Source organism: Demequina sp. (genome assembly GCF_049841215.1).
Classification (GTDB): domain Bacteria; phylum Actinomycetota; class Actinomycetes; order Actinomycetales; family Demequinaceae; genus Demequina.
The window spans coordinates 73,412-91,759 of the sequence record NZ_JASGEO010000021.1; the positions used below are offsets into that span (position 1 = coordinate 73,412).

At 66.9% G+C, this 18,348-nt stretch carries 13 protein-coding genes and 1 pseudogene; 1 reads left to right on the forward strand and 13 read right to left on the reverse strand.

Features of this window, described 5'->3' with window-relative positions:
- Positions 1 to 37: 37 nt before the first annotated feature.
- The 8 genes from priA to dnaE all read right to left on the reverse strand — a co-directional run bounded on the left by priA (position 38) and on the right by dnaE (position 10,390).
- The gene (gene priA / locus QM618_RS10500) at positions 38 to 781 is read right to left on the reverse strand and encodes a bifunctional 1-(5-phosphoribosyl)-5-((5-phosphoribosylamino)methylideneamino)imidazole-4-carboxamide isomerase/phosphoribosylanthranilate isomerase PriA (RefSeq protein WP_428098409.1); all 744 of its coding nucleotides are present in this window, start codon (positions 779 to 781) and stop codon (positions 38 to 40) included.
- A 41-nt stretch (positions 782 to 822) separates the two neighbouring features.
- Positions 823 to 1,479: an imidazole glycerol phosphate synthase subunit HisH gene (gene hisH, locus QM618_RS10505; protein ID WP_428098412.1), complete on the reverse strand. Its 657-nt coding sequence runs from the start codon at positions 1,477 to 1,479 to the stop codon at positions 823 to 825.
- Positions 1,476 to 1,952: a hypothetical protein gene (locus tag QM618_RS10510; RefSeq protein ID WP_428098416.1), complete on the reverse strand. Its 477-nt coding sequence runs from the start codon at positions 1,950 to 1,952 to the stop codon at positions 1,476 to 1,478. Before QM618_RS10510 ends, hisH begins: the two co-directional genes overlap by 4 nt.
- On the reverse strand, positions 1,952 to 2,551 hold the full coding sequence (gene hisB / locus QM618_RS10515; protein ID WP_428098421.1) for an imidazoleglycerol-phosphate dehydratase HisB: 600 nt from the start codon (positions 2,549 to 2,551) through the stop codon (positions 1,952 to 1,954). Before hisB ends, QM618_RS10510 begins: the two co-directional genes overlap by 1 nt.
- Complete coding sequence (locus QM618_RS10520; protein ID WP_428098426.1) at positions 2,548 to 3,657, reverse strand: histidinol-phosphate transaminase; 1,110 nt, start codon at positions 3,655 to 3,657, stop codon at positions 2,548 to 2,550. The genes hisB and QM618_RS10520 overlap by 4 nt, the downstream gene beginning before the upstream one ends.
- 41 nt (positions 3,658 to 3,698) lie before the next feature.
- Positions 3,699 to 5,384: a hypothetical protein gene (locus QM618_RS10525; protein WP_428098429.1), complete on the reverse strand. Its 1,686-nt coding sequence runs from the start codon at positions 5,382 to 5,384 to the stop codon at positions 3,699 to 3,701.
- A 136-nt stretch (positions 5,385 to 5,520) separates the two neighbouring features.
- On the reverse strand, positions 5,521 to 6,825 hold the full coding sequence (gene hisD / locus QM618_RS10530; protein ID WP_428098433.1) for a histidinol dehydrogenase: 1,305 nt from the start codon (positions 6,823 to 6,825) through the stop codon (positions 5,521 to 5,523).
- A 22-nt stretch (positions 6,826 to 6,847) separates the two neighbouring features.
- Entirely contained in the window at positions 6,848 to 10,390 is a 3,543-nt protein-coding gene (gene dnaE, locus QM618_RS10535; protein WP_428098438.1) for a DNA polymerase III subunit alpha, read from the reverse strand.
- 260 nt (positions 10,391 to 10,650) lie between these two features.
- Between dnaE and hrpA the strand changes: the two are divergent.
- Positions 10,651 to 14,403: pseudogene (gene hrpA / locus QM618_RS10540) on the forward strand (ATP-dependent RNA helicase HrpA).
- On the opposite strand, the gene QM618_RS10545 reads toward hrpA, so the two are convergent.
- The 5 genes from QM618_RS10545 to QM618_RS10565 form a co-directional block, all read right to left on the reverse strand.
- Positions 14,400 to 14,948, reverse strand: a complete 549-nt coding sequence (locus QM618_RS10545; RefSeq protein WP_428098441.1) for a GNAT family N-acetyltransferase — start codon at positions 14,946 to 14,948, stop codon at positions 14,400 to 14,402. The pseudogene hrpA and the gene QM618_RS10545 overlap by 4 nt on opposite strands.
- An 87-nt stretch (positions 14,949 to 15,035) precedes the next feature.
- The gene (locus QM618_RS10550) at positions 15,036 to 15,953 is read right to left on the reverse strand and encodes an RluA family pseudouridine synthase (protein ID WP_428098444.1); all 918 of its coding nucleotides are present in this window, start codon (positions 15,951 to 15,953) and stop codon (positions 15,036 to 15,038) included.
- Positions 15,946 to 16,506 (reverse strand): signal peptidase II, encoded by a 561-nt coding sequence (lspA, locus tag QM618_RS10555; RefSeq protein ID WP_428098449.1) that lies wholly within the window; start codon positions 16,504 to 16,506, stop codon positions 15,946 to 15,948. The genes QM618_RS10550 and lspA overlap by 8 nt, the downstream gene beginning before the upstream one ends.
- Entirely contained in the window at positions 16,503 to 16,955 is a 453-nt protein-coding gene (locus tag QM618_RS10560) for a TraR/DksA family transcriptional regulator (RefSeq protein WP_428098453.1), read from the reverse strand. The genes lspA and QM618_RS10560 overlap by 4 nt, the downstream gene beginning before the upstream one ends.
- Positions 16,956 to 17,071: 116 nt before the next feature.
- Entirely contained in the window at positions 17,072 to 18,280 is a 1,209-nt protein-coding gene (locus tag QM618_RS10565; RefSeq protein ID WP_428098457.1) for a DivIVA domain-containing protein, read from the reverse strand.
- Positions 18,281 to 18,348: the final 68 nt, after the last annotated feature.

Below are 18,348 nucleotides of genomic sequence, written 5' to 3' on the forward strand. Positions count from 1 at the left end.
GTCGTGGCGCCCACACCGGCGCCCAGAGTGTGGCGAATCAGCCAGCGATCTCGAGCGCCTGCGGCAGCGTGAAGTTGCCGTTGTAGAGGGCCTTGCCCACGATGGCGCCCTCGATGCCAAGTCCCGTGAGCGCGCGTAGGGCGGCGATGTCGTCGAGCGAGCTGATACCGCCCGACGCTACGACAGGGGCGTCGGTGGCGCCGGCGACGTCCTTGAGGAGTTCGACGTTGGGGCCGGAGAGCATGCCGTCCTTGTTGACGTCCGTGACGACGTAGCGGGCGCAGCCTTCACGGTCCAGGCGCGCGAGCACCTCCCAGAGGTCGCCGCCGTCCTTAGTCCAGCCGCGCGCCGCGAGCGTGGTGCCGCGCACGTCGAGGCCTACTGCAACGCGGTCGCCGTACTGGGCGATCGCGCGCGCCGTCCAGGCGGGGTTCTCGAGGGCCGCGGTGCCGAGGTTGACGCGCGTGCAGCCGGTAGCCATGGCGCGCGTGAGGGAGTCGTCGTCGCGAATGCCGCCGCTGAGTTCCACCCTGACGCGATCCTTGACCTGGTCGATGACGTCTTTGAGGAGGTCAGCGTTGGAGCCGCGCCCGAAGGCGGCGTCCAGATCTACCAGGTGGATCCACTCCGCACCCCCGGCCACCCAGTCGAGGGCCGCGCTGAGAGGGTCGCCGTAGCTGGTCTCGGAGCCGGCCTCGCCTTGCGTGAGGCGCACGGCCTGGCCGTCCGCAACGTCGACGGCGGGCAGGAGTTCAAGGCGAGGGGTCTCAGTCACGGGCATAACCCTAGGGCACGGGGCAGGCAGTGCCGGCCCTTCACGGGCTAGAGCCCGGTCACCCAGTTCTTGAGCAGCTGCAGCCCCGCGTCACCAGACTTCTCCGGGTGGAACTGGGTGGCGCTGAGCGGGCCGTTCTCCACGGCTGCGACGAAGGCATCTGACTGCTCCGCCGTGCCTGCGCGCGACCATGTCACGAGGGGTGCGGCAAACCGCCCCGTGTCTTCGGTGGTGCCGAGCGGGAACTCGCGGGCGCCGTACGAGTGGACAAAATAGAAGCGCTCATCCTCGACCCCCTTGAACAGGCGGGTGCCTTCCGGCGCCTCGACCGTGGCCCAGCCCATGTTGGGCACCACGGGAGCCTGAAGCAGTTCCACCACGCCGGGCCACTGGTCAAGACCTTCGGACTCAATGCCGTGCTCAACGCCCCGCTCAAACATGACCTGCATGCCAACGCAAATGCCAAGCACGGGGCGCCCACCCGCGAGGCGACGCCCAACGATCTGGTCGCCGCGGGCCGCGCGCAGCCCGTCCATGACCGCCGCGAACGCGCCAACACCGGGAACTACCAGGCCATCCGCATTCTCGGCCACCGCACGGTCCGCGGTGAGCGTCACGTCGGCACCCACGTGCTCGAGCGCGCGCGTTGCGGAGCGCACGTTGCCAAAGCCGTAGTCGAAGACGCAGACGGTGGGGGCGGTCACGGTTGCTCCTTCGCCTGGCGCTGGGCGTCCTTACTCAACCCGCGCAGCTCGCGGAAGGCCTTCACACGACCCATGCGCGCGTCAAAGACCTTGTCCGGGTGCACGGCAGCGAGGTCGTCCATCGTCTGCGATCCCGTGATGAGCGACACCACGGCGCCAGGTGCGTCGTCCAGGGCAAAGCCGGGGGCGAGCTTCTCCACGGCTACGCCCGCCTGCCACTGCGTGACCGAGATCTGCCCGGAACGGCGTTCCAAGGCAAGGATGGGCCGGTCCTTCACGAAGCCAGAGAGCACCTCTCCCGCCTTCTCCGTGGCGCCATCGGAGGTGTCATCGAGCACCGCAAAGGCGCCCGCAGACGTCTCCAGGACTCGCCCCTTCAGCCCATTCACCGCGCACACGGCCGCCAGCACGCGGCCGTTCGGGATGGGGGTGAACAGCGCGACAGTGTCAGATTCCGCCGGATCAAAACCCACTAGAGAGCACCCTTGGTGGACGGGACGCCCGTAACCCGAGCGTCGGGCGCCACTGCGAAGCGCAACGCGCGCGCCAAAGCCTTGAACTGCGCCTCGACAATGTGGTGCGGGTCGCGGCCAGCGAGCACGCGCATGTGCACGCAAATGCCGGCGTGGTGCGCGATCGATTCAAGCGCGTGCGCCGTGAGCGAGCCCGCGTAGTTGCCGCCAATGAGGTGGGTGGCCTGGCCAACCGGCTCGCCCGTGTGGACAAAGTAGGGCCTGCCGGAGACGTCGACAACGCACTGCGCCAACGCCTCATCCAACGGCACTAGAGCGTCACCAAACCGCGAAATACCAGCCTTGTCGCCTAGAGCCTCGCGAATCGCCTCGCCGATGCAGATGGCGACGTCCTCCACCGTGTGGTGCGAGTCGATGTGCACGTCACCGCTCGCCTGAACGGTGAGGTTCATAAGCGAGTGCTTGCCCAGCGCGGTGAGCATGTGGTCGTAGAACGGCACGCCCGTGTCGATGTTCGTCTCGCCGGAGCCGTCAAGATCCAACTCCACGAGCACCCTGGACTCGCTGGTCTCGCGCTCCACGCGCCCCGTGCGACTCATTGCGTTACCTCCGGCGTCGTTACTTCCAACAGCGCGCTGCGGAACAGCGCCATTTCTTGCGGCGTGCCGATCGACACGCGCAACCATCCTTCCGGACCGGTCACCCTGATGAGGACACCGCGCTCAAGCAGCCCCTGGAAAACGGCCTCGCGATCGGCGAGGGGCCCAAACAAGGCGAAGTTCGCGTCCGTGTCCGCCACGGTATAGCCCTGCTCTCGCAACCAGCCGACGGTGTCGTCACGTTCCGCTCGAATCTCGGCTACCTGCGCCTGCAGTTCCTTGTGGTGGGCAAGGGCGGCACGGGCCGTCGCCTGCGTCACGGCACTCAGGTGGTAAGGAAGGCGCACCACACGCAGCGCGTCCACCACGGGGGCGTGCGCGACGAGGTAGCCAAGACGCCCACCTGCCAGGGCAAACGCCTTCGACATGGTGCGGCTCACCGCCAGATTGGGGTATTCGGGGATGATGCTCGCCGCGCTCGGAACGCCTGCCCTGCGGAACTCCGCGTAGGCCTCGTCCACCACCAAAACGCAACCTTGCGGCACTGCTGCCGCAGCGTCGGCCAGTGCGCGCACCTCGTCAAGCGAGAGCGCCGTGCCGGTGGGGTTGTTTGGGCTTGCCACGATGACCATGCTGGGCGCGATGTCCGCGATCGCGGCCACGGCGGCGTCGATGTCGAGGGTGAAGTCCGCGCGGCGAGGCAGGGTCACGAAGTCGGTGATGGTGTCGCGCGCATACTCGGGGTACATCGAGTACGTGGGCGCGAAGCTGAGAACGCGGCGCCCGGGCCCGCCAAAAGCCTGGTGCAGGTGCAGCATGACCTCGTTGGAGCCGTTGGCGGCCCAGATGTTCTTGGGCTCCAGGAAGTCCACGTGGCTTTCCGCGGCGAGGTAATGCGCAAGGTCAACGCGCAGGGCCGTGAAGTCGCGGTCGGGGTAGCGGTTGAGGCCCTCCGCGGCCTTGCGGACCGCCGCCGCAATCGCGTCAACCACCGACTGCGGCGGGGCGTACGGGTTCTCGTTGACGTTGAGGCGCGCAACAACGTCCAGTTGCGGCGCGCCGTACGGCTCCAGGCCAACGAGTTCGTCGCGCAAGGGCAGGGTCATGGCCGCGATTCTATCGGCGCGGCCATGCCTGCCTTACGCGACTACCTGGGGAAGTCCTCGAACTCGCCGATCTTGGTCATCGAACCGCAGCCCCACATGCCGAAGTACGGAATGGTGGCGTCGATACTCACGATGTCACCGTCTTCGACGGTGCGCTCGAGAGCCAGTGCGTAGTCCTCCTGCGAGGCGTCGGTCTCCCAGGTCAGGTAGCACCCGTCAACGCCGGCGCTCACCTGGTAGACGCCCGTGGCGATGTCCACCCCAGCACGGTACAGGCCTGTCTTGGTGATGGTGGTGGCCTTGGCGCCCGTGCCGTCGTACTTGATCCACGAGCCGCAGCCCTCGGAGTAGAAGTACTCGCCGGAGAAGATCTGCACCATCCAGCGTGCCGGGAACTCGTACCCAACGTAGGGCTCAAAGTCGTCGACGGAGCCGCGCTCCCAGTAGCAGGCCGACGTGGCAGAGTCGGCGATGTAGACGCCCGCTCCCACGTAATACGGGGAGCTCGAGGGCATCTCTGGCGTGTACAACTTCCCGCTCACCATCGAAGCCGTGCGCTTCGCGATGGTGCCCGCGCTGAGGCTGAAGGACTTGGTGGTGTATCCGGTCTTGGTGTAACTCACCTTGACCGTAATCGACTTGCCCGCGTCAACGTTCTTGAGCGCAAACGTGGTGGCCGTGGCGCCAGGGATAGCAACTCCACTGCGGTACCACTGGATGGTGCGCGTGGTGCTCGACGTGGTGGGCGTGTAGAGCTTGAGGCTCAGCGTGTAGCCGGCCTTCTTGGTGCCAGACAACACCGGCGTCTTCACGGAGATGGTCCCCTTGGCTACCACCTTCGTTGCCTTCGAGGAAACGGTCTTGGTCAGGTAGCCGCTGCGAGAGCCGGTGACCTTGACCGTGATCGTTGCCCCAGCGTCGGACCCCGAAAGGGTGCGCGAGCTGGACGTGGCGCCCGCGATCGCAACGCCGTTGCGGTACCACTGGTACTTCAGCGTGGCGGAAGGCGACCATGCCGTGGTCTTGGCGGTGAGCTTGTAGCCCACCTTGGCGGTGCCGGAGACCACCGGCGCGTACGCCTTGGAGAAGACCTTCTTGACGGCGGCCGTCTTGGCGGAGGTCTTCGCGAGCGTGGTGTAGCCGGTCTTGGTGCTGGTCACGGTAACCGTGATGGTCTTGCCGATGTCCTTTGTGGTGGCCTTGTAGGTGGACTTCGTGGCACCGGAGATGCTCGCGCCGCTGCGCTTCCACTGGTACTTGAAGGTGGCGCCGCTCGGCAGACCCTTGACGCTCAGCGTGTAGCCGTACGCGGCCGTGCCGGAGATGACGGGAGTGAAGGACTGCGTGCCCTTGGCGACGGCGTCCGTCTCCGCGGAGGTGGCCTGGAACGGGACATATCCGTCTGCGCTAGCCTCATAGCGCACGGCAACGCTCTTGCCGAGGTCCGCTCCCTGCAGCACGTACGTGGCTCCCGTGGCGGCGTCGACGCCGCCAACAACCCACGTGATTACGTCGCTCGTTGGGGCTGGGGTGAGGATGGGCTTCACCACGCTCAGCTCGCTGCCCACTGTGAGCGTGCCGGTAATGCTCAATTCACCTTCGGAGCTGAAGTTCTCTGTCGGATCGGCGTTCGCGACGGATCCTGCGAAAAGCGTGCCCACAAGGGCGGTGATGACGATGAATGCGATGCGCGCGCTACGGCGCGAGTTGGCTACGACGGCGTTCACCGGAGCCCCCATTTCTGGTCCCTCAGTGCGCGCCACCATGGCGCGCCGCGCCCATCAAAACACCCGTGGTGAGCGCAAAGCAAACGGACGTGACGTACTCAACTCACGTCGGTTCGCTACGGCCCGACGGCGTGGTTCAGTTGCGCTCTAGCCTCGCCTTGATTGCCTCGCCGTGAGCGGGCAGATCCTCGGCCTCGGCGAGGGCGATGACCTTCTCCCCCACCTCCTGGAGGGCGGCTTCGCTGTAGTCGATGATGGCAACGGCCTTGAGGAAGGCGGTGACGCCCAACCCCGAGGCAAACCGCGCGGTTCCGCCGGTTGGCAGCACGTGGTTGGAGCCCGCCAAGTAGTCGCCGAGAGGCACTGGGCTGTACTCGCCAACGAAGATCGCTCCCGCGCTCGTGATGCGCTGTGCGACGTCGTTGGCGTTCTCCGTGTGAATCTCGAGGTGCTCTGCACCGTAGGCATTGGCCACGGCCACGGACTGGTCGATGCCGCCGGTGAGGATGACCGCGCTCTGGCGTCCGCTCAGCGCCTCTTTGGTGCGCGCGAGGTGCCTTGTCTCATCCGCGCGGCGCAGCAAGGCCGTCTCCACGGCGTCCGCCAGCTCTTCACTGTCCGTGATGAGCACGGATCCCGCCATAGGGTCGTGTTCCGCCTGGCTCAACAGGTCCGCGGCCACATACTCCGCTCGCGCCGTGCTGTCCGCGATGACGGCGATCTCCGTGGGGCCCGCTTCCGCGTCGATGCCCACCGTGCCGTTGACGGCGCGCTTCGCGGCGGCCACAAAGACGTTTCCTGGGCCTGTGATGACATCCACGGGGTCGATGCCGTCGCTGCCGTACGCGAGCAGGCCAATCGCCTGCGCACCGCCCGCCGCGTAAACCTCTGTCACCCCAAGCAGCGCACAGGCCGCAAGGATTGTGGGGTGCACCTGGCCACCGTGCGCGCGCTGCGGTGGGCTCGTCACCGCGATGCTCTGTACGCCCGCGGCCTGCGCGGCCACAACGTTCATCACCACCGAGCTGGGATAGACGGCGAGGCCTCCGGGCACGTAGAGGCCCACGCGGTCTACGGGTACCCACCGCTGGCTCACGAAGGCACCGGGCGCTACCTCCACGCGAGTGGGAGGGGGCACCGTGGCCTCGTGGAAGGTGCGCACTCGAGCAATGGCCTCGTGGAGCGCCTCGGCGACTGCCGGTTCCAAGCCGGCCGCAGCGTCGGACAGCGCCCGGGCGCCCACACGCAGACTGGGCGGACGCACCCCGTCGAACCGCTCGCCGTACTCAAGGACTGCATCGGCGCCGCGCTCGCGAACGTCGGCGAGGATCGGCGCGACCACGGCGAGCGCGTCCGCAACGTCCACTTCTGCGCGCGGCATGACGTCGCGCAGTTCCTTGGCGGAAAGGTCGCGGCCGCGAAGATCGATCCTGCTCAGCACGGGGTAAGCCTAGTGCGGCGAACTAGGACGCCAGGCAGGACGGTCCAAACGCCGCCTTCAGGTCACCGTACAAGGCCGACGACCGCGCCACGCGGAACTCGTCGCCAAGCCGCATCGTGACTGGGTCCCCAGAGCCCGTGAGCACCATGCGTACCTCGATCGAACCCGGGTGAGAGCGCAAAATGCCTTTGACCTGCTCCACGAGCGGTGGCGTGACGCGAGCCGCAGGAAGCGTGATGGCCACGGGCGAGGTGTCCACGACATTGGTGTTGGGGACGCGCACCTCGACAGCGGAGAACTGCACGCCGCCGTCGGCCCGCTCGCGAGCGCGCACGGTGATGGCGAGCACAGCGTCTTCCGCGAGGTCGCGGGCGAAGGTGTCGAAGGTCTTGCCGAAGAAGCTCACCTCCGTCTCGCCACTCATGTCTTCGAGGCCAACGATCGCGTAGGCGTTACCCGACTTCGCTATGCGCCTATCCACCCTGGTAACCAGGCCCGCGAGGGTGAGCTGCACGCCGTCGCCAACGCCGTGGGCTGGGTCCGCCGTCAGAATCTGGTGGGTCGCCTCGTTGCGGATCACGTGCTCCAGGCCGGAGAGCGGGTGGTCGCTCACATAGAGCCCAAGCATGTCTCGCTCGAAGCCAAGCAGCGTCTTCTTGTCCCACTCCTCGAGGCGCGGCACCTCCACCACTACCCCGCCGCCGAGGTCTGGGTCATCACCAAAGAGGTCAAACTGACCCGTGGCCTCTTGGCGCTTCACGCCAACCACGGAATCGATTGCCGTCTCGTGGACCGCATTGAGGCCGCGGCGAGTGTGGCCAAGGGAGTCGAAGGCACCCGCCTTGATGAGCGAGTCGATGGTGCGCTTGTTGCACACCGAGGCCGGCACCTTGCTGAGGAAGTCAGCGAAGGACGTGAACGCGCCCTGTTCCTCGCGAGCCTTCACGATCTCTTGCACGACGTTCGCTCCCACGTTGCGCACGGCCGTGAGGCCAAAGCGGACGTCATCTCCAACGGCGGAGAAGAACGCGACGGAGTCATTGACGTCAGGCGGCAGCACGCGAATGCCCATGCGGCGGCATTCGGCGAGGTACAGCGCAGACTTGTCCTTGTCCGTGCCCACCGACGTGAGCAGCGCGGCCATGAACTCCGTGGGGTAGTGCGCCTTGAGATACGCGGTCCAGAACGACAGCACGCCGTACGCGGCCGTGTGGGCCTTGTTGAAGGCGTAGTCCGCGAACGGCAGCAGCGTGTCCCACAACGCCTTGATGGCCGCCGCGGAGTAGCCGCGCTCCACCATGCCCGCGCTGAAGGGCTCGAACTCCTTGTCGAGGATCTCCTTCTTCTTCTTTCCCATGGCGCGGCGCAACAGGTCGGCGTTGCCAAGCGTGTAGCCCGCCACGATCTGCGCGATGCGCTGCACCTGCTCCTGGTACACGATGAGCCCGTACGTGATGTCGAGCACTTCTGCGAGCGGCTCGGCGAGTTCCGGGTGCGGATAGGCCACGGGCTGACGCCCGTTCTTGCGCTCCGCGTAGGCGGTGTGAGACCCCATGCCCATGGGGCCTGGGCGGTACAGGGCGAGCACAGCGGAGATGTCCTCGAAGGAGTCGGGGCGCATCTGGCGCAGCAGGGCGCGCATCGCCACACCATCGAGTTGGAACACGCCAAGGGTGTCTCCGCGACCAAGCAGCGCAAAAGTCTCGTCATCCGCGAGCTCGAGGTCCTCGAGCACCAGCGCGTCCTTGCCGTTCGCCACGATGTTGTCGAGCGCGTCGTCAAGAATCGTGAGGTTGCGCAACCCCAAGAAGTCCATCTTGACAAGGCCAAGTGCCTCGGCCGTCGGGTAGTCAAACTGGGTGATAATCGCGCCGTCTTGCTCGCGGCGCATGATGGGGATGATGTCGATGAGCGGCGCGCTCGACATAATGACGCCCGCGGCGTGCACTCCCCACTGGCGCTTAAGGTTCTCGATGCCCTTGGCCGTCTCCATGACCTCACGCGCGTCGGGATCCAACTCGAGCAGGGCGCGGAAGTCAGCGCCCTCGTTGTAGCGCTCGTGGGTGGGGTCCATGACGCCACTCAGCGGCATGTCGCGGCCCTGCTGAGGCTCCGGGTACGCCTTGGTGAGCTGCTCCCCGAGTGAGAACGGCTTGCCGAGCACGCGCGTCGCGTCCTTGAGCGCCTGCTTGGCCTTGATGGTGCCGTACGTGACGATCTGGGCGACGCGGTCCTCGCCGTACTTGTCGGTGACGTAACGGATGACCTCGCCGCGGCGGCGCTCGTCAAAGTCGATGTCAAAGTCAGGCTTGGATTCGCGTTCCGGGTTGAGGAAGCGCTCAAAGTAGAGCTGGTGGACGATGGGGTCCAGGTCCGTGATGCCCATGGCGTAGGCGGCCATTGAGCCGGCACCGGAACCACGGCCCGGCCCCACCCGGATCTTGTTGTCCTTTGACCATTTCACAAAGTCGGCAACTACCAGGAAGTATCCGGGGTAGCCCTTGTCCGAGATGACCTCGATCTCGAAGTTCGCGCGCTCTTGCACGTGCGCGGGAATCTCTTCGCCGTAGCGGCGGTGGAGGCCCGCCTGCACCTCCTTCACGAACCACGAGTGCTCGTCTTCCCCCGCGGGCACGTCGTACACCGGCATGTAGTCCGCGGACGTGTTGAACTCCACCTCGCACTGTTCCGCGATGGCAAGCGTGTTGGTGAGCGCCTCTGGGTGGCGATCGCCCCACAGCGCCCACATCTCCTCCGCAGACTTCACGTAGTAGCCGTCGCCGCTCAACGCGAATCGCTTGCCGCCTTGCTCGTAGGTGGGTTCGTCAAGCGTGGAGCCGGACTGCACACACAGCAGCGCCTCGTGCGCGTGCGAATCCTCTCGGCGCGTGTAGTGCAGGTCATTGGTGGCGACGAGCGGCGCCCCAATGGCGCGCGAGATCTTGATGAGGTCCTCGTACACCCGCTTCTCGATATCGAGCCCGTGGTCCATGATCTCGACGTAGTACGAGTCCTTGCCAAAGATGTCTTGGAACTCGGCGGCTGCCTTGAGCGCCTCGTCGTATTGGCCCAAGCGCAGCCTGGTCTGGACCTCGCCGGACGGGCATCCGGTGGTGGCGATGATGCCCTTGGCATAGTTCTGCAGCAACTCGCGGTCCATGCGGGCCTTGTAGAAATGCCCCTCGAGGCTCGCGTAAGAACCCAGCCGGAACAGGTTGTGCATTCCGGCGGTGTCGCGCGCCCACATGGTCGCGTGCGTGTACGCGCCACCGGAGGACACGTCGTCGCCCTCTTGGCCGCGCTCACCCCACCGCACGCGCGTCCTGTCGCCGCGCGCGGTGCCCGGCGTGAGGTACGCCTCGAGCCCGATAATGGGCTTAATACCAGCGGCTTTGGCCTTTGACCAGAACTCGTACGCGCCAAAGAGGTACCCGTGGTCAGTGGTGGCTATGGCGCTCTGGCCAAGGCGCTGCGCCTCCGTCATCAGCTCACCGATGCGGGCCGCGCCATCCAGCATGGAGTACTCCGTGTGGACGTGAAGATGCACGAAGTCCTTGCCAGGCATGCCCTCGATTCTAGGCACCCCCACCGACGCGGGAGACCTAAGGCGCGCGGCCCCGCAGCGACACGCCGCAACCACTCTCGCCACTTCTGTCACGTGCGTCACATTGGCCGCGGCCGCCCACGAATCCCAACCACTTTTGGGGCCCTTCCGGGCCTGTTTCCCTCATCAACGTGCCTCTGAGTGGTCATGGCTGTTGAAGGCGAGCGGCGAATCGGCACGCATGCGCCAGGCGACCCGGCTGGCTTGGGACAATAGTCGCCATGTTCCCCATCACTTTCCCGCCTGACCTCCCCGTCAGCGCGCGAAGGGAGGACATCGCGGCCGCGATTCGCGACAACCAGGTGGTCATCGTCTCTGGAGAGACGGGCTCCGGAAAGACCACGCAGTTGCCGAAGATCGCGCTCAGCCTTGGCCGCGAGCGCATCGGCCACACCCAACCGCGCCGCATCGCTGCGCGCGCCGTAGCGGAGCGCGTGGCGGAGGAGCTCGGCACGGAGCTGGGCACCACCGTGGGCTACCAGGTGCGATTCACGGACCGGTCGTCGCGTGCCACAAAGATCAAGGTAATGACCGACGGCATCCTGCTGGCCCAAATCGAACGCGACCCGCTGCTGCGCCCCTACGACACCCTCATCATCGACGAGGCCCACGAGCGCAGCCTCAACATCGACTTCCTGCTTGGCTACCTCACCAACCTGCTCCCCCGTCGCCCAGACCTCAAGCTGATCATCACCTCCGCGACCATCGACAGCGAGCGGTTTTCCCAGCATTTCAACGCGCCCGTCATCGAGGTCACGGGCCGCACCTTCCCGGTGGAGCATCGCTATCGCGAGGTCACCGACGGCGATGTCATGACGGGAATCGTGTCCGCGTGCGAGGAACTCATGGCCGAGGGTGACGGCGACATCCTGGTTTTCCTCAGCGGCGAGCGGGAGATTCGCGACGCGGCCGACGCTCTGGCGGGCTTAGCAACGGACCGACGGGTGGAGCTGCTTCCGCTGTTTTCTCGCCTTTCCGCGGCTGAGCAGCATCGGGTGTTCGAGAGGCACTCGTTGCGGCGCATCGTGTTGGCAACCAACGTCGCCGAGACCTCGCTCACCGTGCCTGGCATTCACTACGTCGTTGACCCTGGTACGGCCCGCATATCCCGGTACTCCAAGGCCACCAAGGTGCAGCGTCTTCCGATCGAGCCCATCTCCAGGGCCTCCGCAAACCAGCGCGCGGGCCGCGCGGGCCGCCTCGCCGACGGCATCGCCATCCGCTTGTACTCCGAGGAAGACTTCGAGGGCCGCCCCGAGTTCACCGAGCCAGAGATCCTCCGCACGTCCCTCGCGAGCGTTCTCCTGAGGATGATCTCCGTTGGGGTCGCTTCCTCTCCCGATGACGTCGCAACCTTTCCCTTCGTCGAACCACCGGACACGCGAGCCATCCGCGACGGCGTGAACCTACTCGCCGAACTGGGCGCAATCGATACGCGAGACGGCCGCACAGCCCTCACCAGCGTCGGGCGGGCGCTTGCCGTGCTTCCCATGGACCCTCGCCAGGCGCGAATGGTTGTGGAGGGCGGGAAGCTTGGGGTGGCACGAGAGGTGGCGATCATCGCCGCCGCGCTGTCCATTCAGGACCCACGAGAGCGCCCGCAAGAGCGGCGCGAAGAGGCCGACCTTGTGCATCGCCGCTTCGCGGATCCGCGCAGCGACCTCATGAGCTACCTCAACCTGTGGCGGTACGTCACGGACAAGCAGAAAGAGCTGAGCGGGAGTGCGTTTCGGCGCCTGTGCCGCGCCGAGTTCCTCAATTACCTGCGCATTCGCGAGTGGCAAGACGTGGTGGAGCAGATTCGGCAGGCGGCGAAGGGCCTGGGGATCGCGATGCCTCGCCTCGGCGAAGGGCAGGACGAGGACGCGATTCACCGCTCGGTGCTCGCGGGGCTGCTGTCGCAGATTGGCGCGCAGGATTCCGGGGAAATCAAGGCTTCAAGCTTTACTCACCTGCGCGGAGAGGCGCGGGCCACCGCGATGCGGCGCGCGCGCAAGCAGGCCACGAACGAGTACCTGGGCGCGCGGGGCGCGCGGTTTGCGATCAACCCAAGCAGCGCGCTATCCAAGAAGCCGCCAGCGTTCGTGATGGCGGCGGAGCTCGTGGAAACCAATCGGCTGTGGGCTCGCGACGTGGCGTCGATCAAGCCGGAGTGGGCGGAGGAGCTTGCCGGGCCACTCGCCAAGCGCTCGTATTCGGAACCGCACTGGTCCAAGCGTCGGGGCGCGGCCGTGGCCACGGAGAAGGTGCTCGTGTACGGCGTGCCGATCGTCGCCGACCGCACGGTGCTGTGGGGGCGCATCGACCCCGCGGACGCCCGGGATCTGTTCATCCGCCACGCTCTGGTGGAGGGCGACTGGGAGACGCATCACGCGTTCTGGCGCGAGAATCAGCGCGCGCTTGCCCAGGCCGAGGATCTCGCGGCGCGCACGCGCAACCTTGGCGCGCTGCTCGGCGACGATGATCTGTTTGCGTTCTACGACGATCGCGTGCCCGCCGATGTGATCTCTACCAGGCACTTTGACCGTTGGTGGAAGGGTGAGCGGCGGCGCCGTCCGGATCTGCTGACGCTCACCGTCGAGGAACTGCTTCCGGGCTCCCACGACGCAGAAGGCTTCCCTGAGACGTGGTCCGTGCGCGGGGTGGAGCTACCGCTCACCTACCAGTTTGAGCCCGGCACCGACGCGGACGGCGTCACCGTGCACGTGCCCTTGGCGCTGCTCCCCTCGCTCGAGCCGCACGGCTTCGATTGGCTCGTGCCCGGCCTGCGGCTTGAGCTCGTGACAGCGACGATTCGCGCGCTCCCCAAGGCCGTTCGCGTCCAGTTGGTCCCAGCGCCCGACGCTGCGCGGGCTATCGACGCCGTGTTGGCTGCCGATGGGGCTGGGTTTCATGAGGCGTTCGCGGCGGCTGCGCTGGCGTTGCGGGGCGTGGTGATTCCCGCGGAGGCGTGGGAGGGCGTGGACGAGCGGCTTCCCGCACATTTGCGCATGACGTTCCGGGTGGAGGACGGCTCGCGTGTGGTTGGCGAGGGACCCGACCTCGAGTACCTGCAGCGGTCCCTTGCGCCCCGTGCCCAGGTGGCGGTGGCCAAAGCCGTGGCGGGCAAGCCCAGCGCGCCGGCGCCAACTCGCATCGGTACAACGGCGCCGTCTCCGGCTCCGGTAGGCGAGGCGATCTCTGCCTGGCCGCACGATCTAGAGGACGTTATCGAGGGATCGGGCGGGGTGCGCGCCTACCCGGCGATCGTGGATCGCAGCGGGGTGCCGACGCTCACGGTGCTCGCGTCTCCCGACGCCGACGCGCACGCGGCCGGCGTGAGGAGACTGCTGCTCACTGAACTCGCGCTGCCAGTGAAACGCGTGACCACCCGCTGGACCGGAACCGAGGCGTTGGCGCTGGCGTCGTCGCCGTATCGGTCAACGGAGGCGCTCGTTGCCGACCTGCAGCTCGCGGCCGTCACGGCGCTCGTCCCCGACGCGGGTCAGATCCGCACCGGCGAGGCCTTCGCGCACGCGCGCGAGCGCGTGCGCGCGTCCCTCGAGGACCAAGTCCATCGCCTCGCGGGCCTTTGCGTCCGAATCCTCACCACGAGCCGGGAGCTCGACGCGGAGGTGAGGGCCGCCACCTCGATGGCACTCTTGGCGACGATCCAGGAGATCCGAACCCAAGCGTCGGGCCTGGTATTTGATGGCTTCCTGGCGCGGACGCCTGCGGACAGGCTTCCCCACCTGCCGCGATAACTGGCGGGCCTGCGGCGACGCCTGGAGGCGGCGCCTAGCAGCGTCAACCGCGATCAGACGCTCGCGTGGCAGGTGCGGGAGGTTGAGGACGAGTGGGTCGCGTCCGGGTCGCCTCAGGCCGTGCGGTGGATGATCGAGGAGCTCCGGGTGTCGCTGTTCGCGCAGACGCTGGGGACAGATGGGTCTGTCAGTCCTCAGAGAATCCGGAAGGCCCTCACGGCGCTGCCTTAGGAGATGTCCTTGTAGGCGTCGTGGTGCGGGATGCCCTCGTCCAGATACCCGTCGCCGTGCACCGTGTAGCCCAGCTTCTCGTAGAACGGCATGGCCTGGTCCTGGGCGCTGAGTTCCACGCGCACGGCGCCGTTGGCGCCGTGGCGGGCCAGTGCCGCCTGCTCCAAGAAGCCCATGGCCAGACGGCCGGCGCCCGTGCCGCGGGCGCCGGCCACCACCGCGAGGCGCCCAATGTGCGGGTTGGCGGGGTCCATGATGCTCCCCTCTCCGTGCACCACGTCCGTGTTGGGCGCGATGAGGCGGCCCGTCGCAAGCGGCGTGCCGGGAGGCGGACCCATGGGCGTCCCCGCCATATAGACGGGGGCGATGTTGCCAAAGAAGTCGTCTTCATCGGTGACTACGAGGCAGTGCAGGGTGCGGGGGTCGTCATCGAGGTGATCGGCCTCGGAATCCGGAGAGACGCCTTGTTCGTCGACGAAGACCTCGAAGCGGATCTCGAGGGCGGCGGCGAGTTCCTCTGGCGTAGTGACGGCAATGACCTTCATGGGGACACACTCTCACGCAACGTCGCGCTGAGACACACACAGGAGACGTGAGGGCGCCGAAAGTGGTGCTGAGGCACACATAGGGGGTTAGGCGCGCAGGAGTTCCAGGGCCGCGGCAAGGTCTTCCGGATACTCCGAGGTCACCCGCACCTCTCCCCCGCGCGTGGGGTGCTCAAAGGCAAGTTCGCGCGCGTGGAGCCACTGTCGCGACAGTCCAAGGCGCCGCGCCAGCACGGGATCGGCACCGTAGGTCAGGTCCCCAGCCAGCACGTGCCGCATCGCGGCCATGTGCACCCGGATCTGGTGCGTGCGCCCCGTTTCCAAGTGAATCTCCACCAGCGACGCGGACGGGAACATCTCCAGCACCTCGTAGTGCGTCACAGAAGGCCGCCCACCCTCAACCACCGCGAACTTGTAGTCACTCGAAGGGTGCCGGCCAATAGGCGCGTCGATCGTGCCCGCCGTGGGGTCCAGGTGCCCCTGCGCCACCGCGTGGTAGATCTTTTCCACGGTGCGTTCCTTGAACGCACGCTTGAGCACGGAGTAGGCCACCTCGGACTTCGCGACCACCATGAGCCCAGAGGTGCCCACATCCAGCCGGTGCACAATCCCCTGGCGCTCCGCGGCCCCAGACGCCGCGAGCGTCACCCCAGCGGCAGCCAACGCCCCAACAACCGTTGGCCCCGTCCAGCCCGGAGACGCATGCGCTGCAACGCCAACGGGCTTGTCCACCACGGCAACATCGTCATCCTCGTAGACCACCCGCAACCCGCCGGGAACGGGAGGCTCGGGCACCGCCGCCCTAGCGTCGGGCAGCTCAACCGTGACGATGCCATCGGCGAGCCGATCACCCTTGCCAAGCGTCCCTAGGCCCTGGGTGACGAGGCCAAGGTCGGCGAGTTCTGCAGCACGCGTTCGGGACAAACCAAGCATGCGTGCAAGGGCAACGTCCGCGCGCTCGCCCACGAGGGCGTCGGGCACGGGAAGGTGACGGGTGTCAGGCACTGCCGTCCGACGCTGGGGAGGCTTCGGCGTCCGCAGTCGCCTCGGAAGCGGGTTCAGCGGGTTCAGCGGGTTCAGTGGGCTCCGCAGGCTCCAGCAGTCGCACCCCAAACGCCGCGAGCACCGCGAACGCGATGGCCGCGCCAACGATCGCGATGTCCGCGATATTGCCCACGAACCAGCCGTTGTAGTTGATCATGTCGACCACGTGACCCTGGCCAAAGCCCGGCGCACGGAACAAGCGGTCAATGAGGTTAGACACCGCGCCGCCAAGGCCGATGCCGAAGATCCACACGGCAAGCGAACTCTGCGCGCGGCGCGCGTACACGATGATCGCGACGCTCACCGCGATGCCCACCGCCGTGATGATCCACGTGTGGTTCTCGCCGAGCGACAGCGCAGCGCCGGGGTTCTTCACCAACTCAATGGCAAGGAAGCGCCCAAGAACCTCGTGAACCTCACCCGGTTGCAGCGTGCTCAGCGCCCACTGCTTGGACGCCTGGTCAACGAGAACTACGCCAAGAGCGACCAGCCACAGGGCTGGTCGCCACGTCAACGCCGCTCCTCGCGCTGCTTGCAGGTGACGCAGTGCGTGGCGCGCGGGAACGCCTGCAGGCGGGCCTTGCCGATGCCGTTGCCGCACACCTGGCATGCGCCATACGTGCCGGCCTTGACGCGACGCAGCGCGTCAACGCTCTGCTCGAGCATCTCGCGCGTGTTGTTGACGATGGACATCTCCTGCTCGCGCTCGAGCGCGGTGGCACCGGCGTCTGCCTGGTCGTCGCCAGCGCCGTCGGACGTGTGGAGCAGGTCATCAAGTTCGTTCTCGTTGGCCTGGAACTCCGCCACAAGGCGCTCAACATCGGCGTTGAGCGTCTTGACGATGTCGCGCAGCTCCGCAACCTTCCACGGCTCGTCGCCGTCGCGGACGGCCAGCTTCTTAACGTCTGCCGCCTTGAGGTCGGCAGGATCCACCGAAATGGTGGTCACATCTGTGCTGGTCATGAGTAGTCCTTCTCTCGGCAGCCGTTGTGCGACTAGTGGAGTGAGACTAGTCCGGTTTGTGGGGGCAAAGCAAAGCGCCGCGCCCTAAGGACGCGGCGCTTCACTATGAGCGGAAACTAGTTGCCCTGCTCCGGGCGCTGCTGGCCGTAGAGGTCGTTGAACATGCGGCTCGACGGCGGCGTGTACGGCGCCGGCTCTTCTTCGGCGGGCGCCACGCTCGGCTCGGCCGCTTGACCGTCCGACGCTGGGGCCGCCTCGGTCTCGGCAGGCTGAGTTACGGGGGCAAACGGGTTGGTTGGTGCACTGGGCACCGCTCCCGTCTGCGGGGCCAACTGAGACTCCCACGACTGCGAGGCGTCGTAGCTCGGCGGGGCGGCAGGGGCCTCCTCCTCAGGCCCTGCAGGCTGGTCACCGGACTGCTCTGGCTCTCCCACCGGCTCAAAGGCCTGCGGAGTGAACTCGGTGGCCTGGCCCTGGTCAGCCTGGGGCTCGCCGTAACCGTTGAGCGCCTCGTCGAACGACACGGGGGTTGCCGTCTCGTACTCCTCGATCACCACCACCTCGGTCTCGCCGTCTTCGCTTTCGTAGACGTCGGCGACGATGGTGTCTTCCACGAGCACGGCGTCAAAGCCACCCTCCGCGGTCTCCGCGCCCGCGCCGTCCTCAGCCCCAGCGTCGGGCTCGTCGGCAGGGTCATCGCCGTTCGCAAGCTCGGACGCCGCGAAACCGGCCGCAACCCCAGCGCCCGCAGCGGCGGTGCCGCTGTGGTCGAGGTCGCCGAGCAGGTTCTCGAGGTAGGTCTTGAGACGAGCACGGTAGTCGCGCTCAAAGCGGCGGAGGTCGTCAATGCGGGCCTCAAGGTCCGCACGCTCCCCGGAGAGTTCCTCCATGCGCGCCTTGGCATCGCCATCGGCACGCTCGCGGATCTCGTCGGCTGCGGTGTGCGCCTCGGCAACGATGCGGTCGCGCTCCGCCTCTCCCGCCTGGACGTACTCGTCGTGGAGCTTCTGCGCCATCGCGAGCATGCCCGTTGGGTTGACGGCGCCCGGCTCGGTGGCAGCAGCAAGCAGGCCCGTGGTGCCGGGCACGCCACCAGCGGACGTGACGGGAGGCGCCTCGGCGGCAGGAGTTGCGGGAGCGGCGGCTGCAGGGGCCGCTCCATTCGCGGCGCGCGCGGCAAGCTCGTCACGCTCTGCGGTGAGCTGGGCGATCGTGTTCGCCACCTCGTCAAGGAAGTCGTCGACCTCATCCTGGTCAAAGCCTTCGCGGTACTTGGTCTTGGAGAACGCCTTGTTCAGAACGTCTTCCGCAGTCAGCAATGCCATGTCGAACCTCGTTTCGCAGTGACCGCCGTGGCGGCCTTAAGACTTACGTGCCACTTTACCTACATCAC